This window comes from Aquabacterium sp., assembly GCF_036273115.1.
Taxonomy (GTDB): Bacteria; Pseudomonadota; Gammaproteobacteria; order Burkholderiales; family Burkholderiaceae_C; genus Aquabacterium.
In genome coordinates this window covers 23,208-33,691 of the sequence record NZ_DASUIN010000011.1, presented here as the reverse complement: position 1 = coordinate 33,691, position 10,484 = coordinate 23,208, and the positions used below count along the sequence as shown (strand labels likewise).

Sequence of the window (10,484 nt, the reverse complement as noted above, 5' to 3'; positions counted from 1 at the left end):
TGGTGATGCCTGGTGACAACGTGTCGATCACCGTCAAGCTGATCGCCCCGATCGCTATGGAAGAAGGTCTGCGCTTCGCTATCCGTGAAGGCGGTCGTACCGTCGGCGCCGGCGTCGTTGCCAAGATCATCGAGTAATTTGCATGACACCTGCCCGCTTGCGGCACTGCCGAGGCGGGCATCTCTCATCGCTCTTTAATTGAAGGAAGTGTCATGGCACAACAGAAGATCCGCATCCGCCTGAAGGCTTTCGACTACAAGCTGATCGACCAATCGTCCGCTGAAATCGTCGAAACCGCCAAGCGCACTGGCGCCATCGTCAAGGGCCCCGTGCCCCTGCCGACCCGTCTGCAACGTTTCGACATCCTGCGTTCGCCCCACGTCAACAAGACGTCGCGCGACCAGTTCGAAATCCGCACTCACCAGCGCCTGATGGACATCGTTGATCCTACCGACAAGACAGTTGACGCTTTGATGAAGCTCGACCTGCCTGCCGGCGTGGACGTCGAAATCAAGCTGCAGTGATGCAGTTTCGGGCCCCTTGCGGGGTTCGATATTGAAGCCGCCTTCGGGCGGCTTTTTTCATGCTGGGGTGCATGGGTGCTTGCGCCGCAGGGGCTGCTTTGATATGATCGCAGGCTTTCCCGTAATGGGTGGCTTGCGCATTGCCTAATTTTTAAGCAGTTCGTGGTCGCCTGGCGCAGGAATCCCCAGGTGAAAGCCATGCTTGTAAAGGTGGATTTCGCCGAAAGAGTCGGCCCGGCCAATCGATGTCGGGCTTGTGTAAAAGGCCCCCGTACGTCAAACCTACGGGGCTGGAGAAAAAAATGAGTCTTAGCAACCGTCTCGGATTGCTGGGCCGCAAGGTGGGCATGATGCGCATCTACACAGACGACGGCGATGCCGTGCCTGTGACGGTGCTGGATGTGTCCAACAACCGCGTGACCCAGGTCAAAACCGTTGAGACCGACGGCTACACCGCCCTCCAAGTGGTGTTCGGTGCGCGCAAAGCATCGCGCGTGACCAAGCCCGAAGCTGGCCATCTGGCCAAAGCAGGCGTGGAAGCTGGTGAAATCACCCGCGAATTCCGTGTCGCCCCTGAAGTGGCTGCTGAATACAAGGCTGGTAGCACCATCGCTCCCGCTGCCCTGTTCCAGGCTGGTCAACTGGTTGACGTGCAAGGCACTTCGATCGGTAAGGGCTTCACCGGTACCATCAAGCGCCACAACTTCGGTTCGCAACGTGCTTCGCACGGTAACTCGCGTTCGCACAATGTTCCTGGTTCCATTTCGATGGCTCAGGATCCTGGTCGCGTGTTCCCCGGCAAGCGCATGTCTGGTCACATGGGTGACGAGACCGTGACCACGCAAAACCTCGACATCGTGCGCGTTGACGAAGCTCGTCAACTGCTGCTGGTCAAGGGTGCCGTGCCCGGCTCGAAGGGTGGCTTTGTCACCGTTCGTCCCGCTGTCAAGGTCAAAGTGAAGAAAGGAGCTAACTGATGGCCCAGCTCGAGCTCCTGAATGAACAGGGTCAGGCTGCTTCCAAGGTTGAAGCTTCCGACACCGTGTTCGGCCGTGAGTACAACGAAGCTCTGATTCACCAGATCGTCGTTGCTTACCAAGCCAATGCCCGTCAAGGTACCCGCGCTCAGAAAGACCGCGAAACCGTCAAGCACACCACCAAGAAGCCCTGGCGCCAAAAGGGCACCGGTCGTGCTCGCGCTGGTATGTCTTCCTCGCCTCTGTGGCGTGGGGGCGGTCGGATTTTCCCGAACAGCCCTGACGAAAACTTCACCCACAAAGTCAACAAGAAGATGTATCGCGCCGGTATGGCCGCCATCTTCTCGCAGCTGGCTCGCGAAGGCCGTCTGGCCGTGGTGGATTCGATCGCTGTCGAAGCCCCCAAGACCAAGCTGCTGGCTGCCAAGCTGAAGGCCATGAACCTGGACCACGTCCTGGTCATCGCTGACACCGTGGACGAAAACCTGTTCCTGGCCGCTCGCAACCTGCCCAATGTGCTGGTCGTTGAGCCCCGTTACGCCGATCCCCTGTCCCTGGTCTTCTACAAGAAGGTTCTGGTGACCAAGGGTGCGATCGCCAAGCTGCAGGAGATGTTCGCATGAGCACTCTGAAATTCGATGAAAGCCGCCTGCTGAAGGTGCTGGTCGCTCCGATCATTTCGGAAAAGGCCACTGCCGCCGCTGAAGAGCGCGGCCAAGTGCTGTTCAAGGTGCTGCGCGACGCCACCAAGCCCGAGATCAAGGCCGCTGTTGAGCTGCTGTTCAAGGTCGAAGTGAAGTCGGTGCAAGTCCTGAACCAGAAGGGCAAAGTCAAGCGTTTCGGTGGCCGTGTTGGCCGTCGTGACCACGCCAAGAAGGCCTTCGTGGCTCTGAAGGATGGTCAAGAGCTGAACTTCTCCGGGGAGGCTGCGTAATCATGGCCGTCGTCAAACTGAAACCGACTTCGCCTGGCCGTCGTGGCGTGGTGAAGGTCGTTCACAAGCACCTGCACAAGGGCGCGCCTGAGGCTTCGCTGGTCGAGCCACAGAAGCAAAAGGCTGGCCGTAACAACAACGGTCACATCACGATGCGCCACAAGGGCGGTGGTCACAAGCACCACTACCGCGTGGTTGACTTCGTGCGCAACAAGGATGGCATCCCCGCGAAGGTGGAACGCATCGAGTACGACCCCAACCGTACGGCTCACATCGCTCTGGTGTGCTATGCCGACGGCGAGCGTCGTTACATCATCGCTCCTCGTGGCCTGGTTGCCGGTGCTACCGTGATCAGCGGCTCTGAAGCCCCGATCAAGGCTGGTAACACCCTGCCGATCCGCAACATCCCCGTGGGTTCGACCATCCACAACATCGAACTGCAACCCGGCAAGGGCGGCCAAATGGCTCGTTCGGCTGGTACCTCCGCTGTTCTGATGGCCCGTGAAGGCACCTACGCTCAGGTTCGCCTGCGCTCCGGTGAAGTTCGCAAGGTTCACATCGAGTGCCGCGCGACCCTGGGTGAAGTGAGCAACGAAGAGCACAGCCTGCGTCAATACGGCAAGGCCGGTGCCATCCGCTGGAAGGGTATCCGTCCGACCGTTCGTGGCGTGGCCATGAACCCGGTTGATCACCCGCACGGTGGTGGCGAAGGTCGTACCGGCGAAGGTCAAGTCCCCGTGTCCCCATGGAACACGATGACGAAGGGCTATCGCACCCGCAACAACAAGCGCACGCAAACGTTCATCGTTTCGCGTCGCAAGAAGTAAGAGGTAGGCTGAAATGGCTCGTTCTCTGAAAAAGGGTCCCTTTGTGGATCATCACCTGCTGGCCAAGGTCGAGAAGGCTGTCGAAACAAAAGACAAGAAGCCCGTCAAGACCTGGTCGCGTCGTTCGACCATCCTGCCTGAGTTCATTGGCCTGACCATTGCTGTGCACAACGGCAAGCAGCACGTGCCCGTGTACATCCAGGACCAGATGGTTGGCCACAAGCTCGGCGAGTTCGCCCTGACCCGTACTTTCAAGGGTCACCCAGGCGACAAGAAAGCCAAGAAATAAGGAGCAGCGACGATGGAAACCAAAGCAATCGTTCGCGGCGTTCGCCTCTCTTGTGACAAGGGTCGTCTGGTTGCAGACATGATCCGTGGCAAGAAGGTTGACCAAGCCCTCAACATCCTGACGTTCACTCAGAAGAAGGCTGCCGGCATCATCAAGAAGGCACTGGAATCTGCGATCGCCAACGCCGAGCACAATGACGGCGCTGACATCGACGAACTGAAGGTCAAGACCATTTATGTGGAGCAAGGCACCACTCTGAAGCGTTTCACCGCCCGTGCTAAGGGCCGTGGTAACCGCATCAGCAAGCCGACCTGCCACATCTATGTGACCGTGGGCAACTAAGCGAGAGGCTGAACATGGGACAGAAAATCCACCCAACCGGCTTCCGCCTGGCCGTCACCCGCAACTGGGCATCGCGTTGGTACGCTACCAACCGTCAATTCGCCTCGATGCTGGCTGAAGACCTGGAAGTCCGCGAATTCCTGAAGAAGAAGCTGAAGAACGCGGCTGTGTCGCGTATCTTGATCGAGCGTCCCGCCAAGAGCGCACGTATCACCATTTTCTCGGCTCGTCCGGGCGTGGTGATCGGCAAGAAGGGCGAAGACATCGAAAACCTGAAGGCTGAACTGGCCAAGCGCCTGAACGTGCCGGTCTCGGTGAACATCGAAGAAGTGCGCAAGCCTGAAGTCGATGCTCAGCTGATCGCCGACTCGATCACGCAGCAGCTGGAAAAGCGCATCATGTTCCGTCGCGCCATGAAGCGTGCGATGCAGAACGCCATGCGTCTGGGCGCTCAAGGTATCAAGATCATGTCGTCCGGTCGTCTGAACGGCATCGAAATTGCTCGTACCGAGTGGTACCGCGAAGGCCGCGTGCCTCTGCACACCCTGCGTGCTGACATCGATTACGGCTTCTCCGAAGCCCACACCACTTACGGTGTGATCGGTGTGAAGGTCTGGGTCTACCGTGGTGACCGTCTGGCTAACGGCGAAGCCCCTGTGCTCAAGGGTGACGACCGTGAAGACGATCGCCGCAACCGTCGCGGTCCTCGTAGCGATCGTCCTAACGATCGTCGTGGTCCTCGTGGCGGCCGTGGTGCCCCTCGCGCTGACGGCGCGCCTGCAGATGGCAGCGACAAGCCTGCCGTGGCTGCTGACGCCAAGCGCGTTCGCAAGGCAGCTCCTGCTGCTGAAGCGAAAGGAGAATAAACATGTTGCAACCTAATCGTCGCAAGTTCCGTAAGGAGCACAAGGGCCGTAACACGGGTGTTGCCACCCGTGGCGCCGATGTGTCCTTTGGTGATTTCGGCCTGAAGGCAACCGAGCGCGGCCGCCTGACCTCGCGTCAGATCGAAGCTGCTCGTCGTGCCATCTCTCGTCACGTCAAGCGTGGTGGCCGTATCTTCATCCGCGTGTTCCCCGACAAGCCCATTTCCAACAAGCCCGCAGAAGTGCGTATGGGTAACGGTAAGGGTAACGTCGAGTACTACGTGGCTGAGATCACCCCTGGCAAGGTCCTGTACGAAATCCAGGGCGTGCCTGAGGCACTCGCTCGCGAAGCGTTCACGCTGGCTGCTGCCAAGCTGCCGCTGAGCACCACGTTCGTCGGCCGTCAGTTCGGCCTCTGATCCAGGCGCTAAGGAGAAAGTTATGGCGAAAGCCTCTGAACTGCGCGCCAAGGATGTGGCCGCACTGGAAACCGAAATCAAAGATCTGTTGAAGTCGCACTTCAATCTGCGTATGCAGCGCGCGACCCAGCAGCTCAATGACACCTCGGCACTGGGTAAGACTCGTCGCGACATCGCTCGTGCGAAGACCATCCTGGCTGAGAAGAAGCAAGGAGCCGCCAAATGACGGAAGCTCAAACTAAGGTCGTCCGTTCGTTGGTCGGCAAAGTCGTCAGCGACGCCCGTGACAAGACTGTGACCGTTCTGGTCGAACGTCGCGTCAAGCACGAGCTGTACGGCAAGATCGTGGCCAAGAGCCGCAAGTACCATGCTCACGACGAGAACAACGAGTTCAAGTTGGGTGACGTGGTCGAGATCACGGAAAGCCGTCCTCTGTCCAAGACCAAGACCTGGGTGGTCTCGCGTCTGGTTGAGAAGGCTCAAGCGGTCTGATCCAAGGGTTCTGACCCTGACCGCAGCGGGGGTTTGCTCCTGCTGTCGGTAGCGAAACCGGTCTCCAGTCATACTGGCGACCGGTTTTTTTATGCGCTAACGAGGAGCCCACATGATCAAAGTCGGAGACACTTTCCCAGACGCCACGCTGTTCGAATACATTGAAGTTGAAGGCAATGGTTGCAGCTTGGGTCCTAACCCGGTCAAGGTGGCTGACAGCCTGAAGGGGAAGACCGTTGCGATTTTTGGTTTGCCTGGCGCCTACACCCCAACCTGTTCGGCTCAGCATGCCCCCGGTTACATTGCCAAGGCGGCGGAGTTCAAAGCGGCTGGCGTGGATGAGATCTGGTGCGTTTCGGTGAACGACGCGTTTGTCATGGGCGCCTGGGGGCGTGAGTTGGGTGCGGCAGGCAAGGTTCGCATGATGGCTGACGGCAGCGCTCAATTGGCCAAGGCCACCGGGCTCACCCTGGATCTCACCGACAAGGGCTTGGGTCTTCGTTCTGGCCGCTATTCCTTGTTGGTGAAGGACGGAGTGGTGGTGACCTTGAACAATGAGCAGGGCGGTGGGTTCGCCGTCAGCGACGCCGATACATTGCTCAAGCAAGCCCAGTCCCTGTGATCGGCTCAGCTTGACGGTTGCGCTCGGTGCAATCGGAGTAAAAAAAGCCCGGCATGCCGGGCTTTTTTGTTTGTGGTCAGGAAGGACGGGGTCGGTGTGCGATCAAGAAGCCTTGGCAGCAAGTTCCCTGTGACCCATCGTGTGCTGGTCTACCAGTAGTGCTGCAGGCCGGCCATGCATTCGCGTTGCGTGCCTTGGTCTTCACGCGCTCTCCATTGGCATTGAAGAACGACGTTGTTTTGGCCGTTGAGCTTCCAACGCTGGTCCAATCGTGCCCCCGATTCTGCCGGTTGGGCTGCCAAGGACGCCCGGCCATATAGCTCAGCCTGCACGCGCCATGTGGGTGTGATGTCCCACAACAGGCCGGCCGCCATCCCTGTGCCCGCCGCAAACTTTTCCTTCGGCAACGCGGGGTCCAGCCAAAGCTGGTTATCGAGAAAGGCATATCCCATGACGCTGCGGCCGGCATTGAGCTCGACCGCCCAGCCAGGGCCGCCGTTGATTTCTGCGGCCAGTTTGCGCTGTTGCGTATGCAGGGCCCCACGTGGTGCCCAGCTGCGGGTGAGCCCGAAGCGAACACGCCAGGACCGAGCCGACATCAGGCCGTCGTAAGGGCTGAGTGACACGATGTCGACGGGGGTGAGTCGTTCGAGTTGCAGGCCCCCATTTTCGGTCTTGCTCAGTTCCAGCCTGAAAAATTGAATGGCCGAGCCGCGCTGGAAGCCCTCTTCCGGATCAAGGAGGTCGTGGTACGCCGGGCGGGCGTTGATCTGAAGTGTGGCCTGGCCGTTGCGTTGTCCGGTCAGAACGTCAAGTCGCGCGGTGCCGTGACCGGCCTGGGGCGGGGTGATCGGTGTTGGGACCTCAATCGTCGCGCCAGCGGGCAACGAGGCGCGAGCGCTGAGCAGTTGCATGCGCCGAGACTGGACAAGGGGCCCCAGATCGCGTTGCGTGGCGTCGTAAGCCAGGTACCGTTCAGACACCTCGAGCATGCGCGCGCGTATGCCCGCATCGGGCTCACTGGCCAGCAGCGACTCAACGGGTTGCTGGCCCAGCGCCAGTTGTTTGGCAGTGCGCGCTCGTTCGGGCCCGATCAACTCGGCGCGATACCGCAGTTCGGTGCTGTTGGAGGCACGATAGTGTGTGCGTCTGAGCAGGCCGGGCGTTTCGGTGACGGCGCGGACGGTGTCAATCGGAATGGCTCGCCAGGTGAATTGGTCGGTTAAGCGCAGGCCTGGGCGGGCGGCGTCCAGCAGCGCCAGAAGGTGATACGAGCAGTTTTCGTCGAAGAAAAAATAGTCGAAGCGTGTGGGGCCCAGCTCCCAGGCATGGGCCAGCAGGCGGTTCATTTCCTGCGCTGACAAATTCAGGTCGTACTCCCAGATGTCGCGGTTTTCGAGGTCGTTGTAGTCGCGAATCCGGAGGTAGTAAGGTGAATTGGTGAACTGGCCAGGGTAAAGGCCCATCAGGCCTTTGAACGCAAAGGCCAGCCCCTCGGCTTCGTTGCCGTTGGCCGCGTAGTTGATGGCGTAGGACAGCAGTGGGTTATGGGCGCTGCCATTGGGCCCGGCGGGGGGATCGAGCCGCAGGAAGGTGTGCCCATACATGGACGCCGGGCTATTGAGATACGCGGCAGGAAACACCAAGGTGGCGCTGACTGCATTGAGGCCGCTGCGCCACTGATCGTAGCGCTGGCACGTTGGCTTGGGCAGGAGGCTGGGGTCAAACGAGAGTGTCTCGTTCAGCCACTCGTAGCGACCGATGAAGCGGCAACTGGCAGTCTGCTCGAGCGCACGGGCAGGCGTGGGGTCGAAGAACGCTGCCAGAGTCGCTTGAAGCTCTGCTTCGGGGTCAGTTGCGCCTTCTGGGCTGTTGAAGAAGTCTGCATCATCCGCCAGACTGCGATCGGTCCGGGTCAGCGGGTGAACCTTGTAATGCAGCAGGGCTCGCCACGCATCACTTTGGGCGAGCTTCAAGCTCTTGGTGCGGGCTTGCAGTGAAGCGAGGTATTGCGCCTGTGCGGGGGAGAGTTCTGCGGCCTGAAGCGGCGTGGCAGCCAGGGGCAGCAAGCAGGCGGCAATCAACGGGGCCGCAAGGGACCGCAGGCGACGGGTTGGCATGGCAAAGACAGCGCGGACACAAAAGAATATGCCCAGCCAGGCTGGGCATAGGGGCGCAGGAGATGAGGTGCTGACGCCGCGCGCCAGCCCCATCGCTCGCGATTAGATCAGGGCAGCGTAGCCAGCCAGACGTTCGTTGGCAGCCAGCACTTCCTTCAGGTTGGCAGCAACGTTGTCGTTGGCAAACACGGTGCCAAAGTTCGACTTGATGGCGGCGGCGAAAGCGGCGCGGTCGTCAGCCTTCACGCCCATCACGGAAGCCAGGGCGTCCAGGTTTTCGCCTTGACCTGCAGCGGCGTCACGGGCCAGGGCCACGCGGCTGCCATCGATGAACATGGAGATCTTCCAGCTGGAGGAGACCACGCCGTCTTGGGTGCAGCCAGAGGTGCCGAAGGTGATGCCGAAGGTTTGGTTACCCGAGGTGCCGTTGGTGGTGGCTGCCAACACTTGGGGAGCCACGCCCTTTTGGCCGTTGAACAGAGCAGAGCCCCAGCCGCAACCCACGTTGTTTTGGGCCATGGCAGAGCCGGCAGCGATCATCAAAGCGGCAGCAACAAATTTCTTCATGAATATCCTCCTGTGAAAGCGCAGGCCAGCGCAAAATTAATTCCAACTGCAAAACAGCAGTCAAGCCTCGGTCCATTCTAAGGAGGCGAATATGACAGGAACAGCGCCTGCGCGGTTTTGTTTCTAGCGGGCAACAGCCCTTTGGTGGGGATTGACTTACCGGGGCTTGAGGTTCACGCTTGTAGATTCGGCGAAGGCCGTGATACATTAACTTCATGACCCAGGCTTGCTTTTACTTTTGGCACTTTCAACTCCCGACCGAAACCGGCGCAGGAGTGGCTAGCGCTTAAGCAAACCACCAAACACCCTGAAAACCGCCGGTTCACCCCGGCGGTTTTTTTTCGACAACTTTCCACCGCCCGCAACAGGAAGTCTCATGTCTGCCAAATCCAGTGCCTCGACCGGCTGGGTGCCTCCCGCCGATAAAACCTCGCAAACCGACGACGAACGCATTCGCAACGTGACGCCGCTGCCCCCTCCCGAGCACCTGATTCGCTTCTTCCCGATTCGCGGCACGCCCGTGGAAACGCTGGTAGCTGACACCCGCAAGGCGATTCGCAAGATCATCCATGGCAAGGACGACCGTCTGCTGGTCATCATTGGCCCTTGCTCGATTCACGACCCTGCGGCTGCGATCGAATATGGTCGAAAGCTGTTGGCCCTGCGTGAGCAATACAAGGACACGCTGGAAGTGGTGATGCGGGTGTACTTCGAGAAGCCCCGCACCACCGTGGGCTGGAAGGGACTGATCAACGACCCGTATCTGGATGAGTCGTACAAGATTGACGAAGGCCTGCGCATGGCCCGTCATCTGCTGCTGGAGATCAACCGCATGGGCATGCCGGCGGCCAGCGAGTTCCTGGACGTGATTTCGCCGCAGTACATTGGCGACCTGATTTCCTGGGGCGCCATTGGGGCGCGCACCACCGAGAGCCAGATTCACCGTGAACTGGCTTCCGGCATCAGCGCCCCGATCGGCTTCAAGAACGGCACGGATGGCAACATCAAGATTGCCACCGACGCGATTCAATCGGCTTCGCGCCCCCACCACTTCCTGTCGGTGCACAAGAATGGCCAGGTCGCCATTGTGGAAACGGGCGGCAACCCCGATTGCCACGTGATTCTGCGCGGCGGCAAGGCGCCCAACTACGATGCCGAGAGTGTGGCTGCGGCTTGCAAGGATCTGGAGGCCGCCAAGTTGCATCCGTCGCTGATGGTCGACTTCTCGCACGCCAACAGCTCGAAGCAACACGAGCGTCAGGTGGTGGTCGCGCAAGACATCGCCGCTCAAGTTTCGGGTGGCTCCAAGCAGGTGTTTGGCGTGATGGTGGAAAGCCATCTGTGCGCGGGCGCTCAGAAGTTCACGCCAGGCAAGGATGATCCCGCGAAGCTGACCTATGGTCAGTCGATCACCGATGCGTGCATTGGTTGGGACGATTCCGAGAAGGTGCTGGAGATCTTGTCCGGCGCCGTCAAGGCCCGTCGCGCTCGTTGAGATGGGCGGT

15 protein-coding genes and 1 pseudogene are annotated in these 10,484 nt (G+C 59.9%); 14 read left to right on the top strand and 2 right to left on the bottom strand.

The features are described from left to right. The 13 genes and pseudogenes from VFW72_RS04665 to VFW72_RS04605 form a co-directional block, all read left to right on the top strand. A pseudogene (locus tag VFW72_RS04665) lies at positions 1 to 137 on the top strand (elongation factor Tu); the annotation flags it as partial. A 75-nt stretch (positions 138 to 212) separates the two neighbouring features. Continuing rightward, positions 213 to 524 (top strand): 30S ribosomal protein S10, encoded by a 312-nt coding sequence (rpsJ, locus tag VFW72_RS04660; RefSeq protein ID WP_035037922.1) that lies wholly within the window; start codon positions 213 to 215, stop codon positions 522 to 524. 302 nt (positions 525 to 826) lie between these two features. Continuing rightward, positions 827 to 1,501 carry a 50S ribosomal protein L3 gene (rplC, locus tag VFW72_RS04655; RefSeq protein ID WP_329673108.1) on the top strand — a complete coding sequence of 225 codons (675 nt, stop codon included), beginning with the start codon at positions 827 to 829 and terminating at the stop codon, positions 1,499 to 1,501. Further along, complete coding sequence (rplD, locus tag VFW72_RS04650) at positions 1,501 to 2,124, top strand: 50S ribosomal protein L4 (RefSeq protein WP_329673107.1); 624 nt, start codon at positions 1,501 to 1,503, stop codon at positions 2,122 to 2,124. Before rplC ends, rplD begins: the two co-directional genes overlap by 1 nt. Further along, a complete protein-coding gene (gene rplW, locus VFW72_RS04645) occupies positions 2,121 to 2,435 on the top strand; it encodes a 50S ribosomal protein L23 (RefSeq protein WP_329673106.1) in 315 nt (104 codons plus the stop codon). Before rplD ends, rplW begins: the two co-directional genes overlap by 4 nt. Before the next feature lie 2 nt (positions 2,436 to 2,437). Next, complete coding sequence (rplB, locus tag VFW72_RS04640) at positions 2,438 to 3,262, top strand: 50S ribosomal protein L2 (protein ID WP_329673105.1); 825 nt, start codon at positions 2,438 to 2,440, stop codon at positions 3,260 to 3,262. 13 nt (positions 3,263 to 3,275) lie between these two features. After that, entirely contained in the window at positions 3,276 to 3,551 is a 276-nt protein-coding gene (gene rpsS / locus VFW72_RS04635) for a 30S ribosomal protein S19 (RefSeq protein WP_290728966.1), read from the top strand. Between the two features lie 12 nt (positions 3,552 to 3,563). Further along, positions 3,564 to 3,893, top strand: coding sequence for a 50S ribosomal protein L22 (gene rplV / locus VFW72_RS04630; RefSeq protein ID WP_329673104.1), 330 nt, complete (start codon positions 3,564 to 3,566; stop codon positions 3,891 to 3,893). A gap of 14 nt (positions 3,894 to 3,907) precedes the next feature. Further along, positions 3,908 to 4,759 (top strand): 30S ribosomal protein S3, encoded by an 852-nt coding sequence (rpsC, locus tag VFW72_RS04625; protein WP_329673103.1) that lies wholly within the window; start codon positions 3,908 to 3,910, stop codon positions 4,757 to 4,759. Between the two features lie 2 nt (positions 4,760 to 4,761). Beyond that, complete coding sequence (rplP, locus tag VFW72_RS04620) at positions 4,762 to 5,178, top strand: 50S ribosomal protein L16 (protein WP_329673102.1); 417 nt, start codon at positions 4,762 to 4,764, stop codon at positions 5,176 to 5,178. Between the two features lie 22 nt (positions 5,179 to 5,200). Beyond that, the gene (rpmC, locus tag VFW72_RS04615) at positions 5,201 to 5,404 is read left to right on the top strand and encodes a 50S ribosomal protein L29 (RefSeq protein WP_329673101.1); all 204 of its coding nucleotides are present in this window, start codon (positions 5,201 to 5,203) and stop codon (positions 5,402 to 5,404) included. Then, entirely contained in the window at positions 5,401 to 5,670 is a 270-nt protein-coding gene (rpsQ, locus tag VFW72_RS04610; protein WP_329673100.1) for a 30S ribosomal protein S17, read from the top strand. The genes rpmC and rpsQ overlap by 4 nt, the downstream gene beginning before the upstream one ends. A 112-nt stretch (positions 5,671 to 5,782) precedes the next feature. Then, positions 5,783 to 6,292 carry a peroxiredoxin gene (locus VFW72_RS04605; RefSeq protein WP_329673099.1) on the top strand — a complete coding sequence of 170 codons (510 nt, stop codon included), beginning with the start codon at positions 5,783 to 5,785 and terminating at the stop codon, positions 6,290 to 6,292. A 149-nt stretch (positions 6,293 to 6,441) separates the two neighbouring features. On the opposite strand, the gene VFW72_RS04600 is transcribed toward VFW72_RS04605, so the two are convergent. Together VFW72_RS04600 and VFW72_RS04595 are read right to left on the bottom strand one after the other, a co-directional pair. Next, entirely contained in the window at positions 6,442 to 8,412 is a 1,971-nt protein-coding gene (locus VFW72_RS04600) for a DUF4105 domain-containing protein (RefSeq protein WP_329673098.1), read from the bottom strand. Positions 8,413 to 8,514: 102 nt separating this feature from the next. Further along, positions 8,515 to 8,979 carry a DUF3015 family protein gene (locus VFW72_RS04595; protein ID WP_329673097.1) on the bottom strand — a complete coding sequence of 155 codons (465 nt, stop codon included), beginning with the start codon at positions 8,977 to 8,979 and terminating at the stop codon, positions 8,515 to 8,517. Between the two features lie 376 nt (positions 8,980 to 9,355). Here VFW72_RS04595 and VFW72_RS04590 point away from each other — a divergent pair, with 376 nt between their 5' ends. Continuing rightward, positions 9,356 to 10,474, top strand: a complete 1,119-nt coding sequence (locus VFW72_RS04590; RefSeq protein WP_329673096.1) for a 3-deoxy-7-phosphoheptulonate synthase — start codon at positions 9,356 to 9,358, stop codon at positions 10,472 to 10,474. Positions 10,475 to 10,484: the final 10 nt, after the last annotated feature.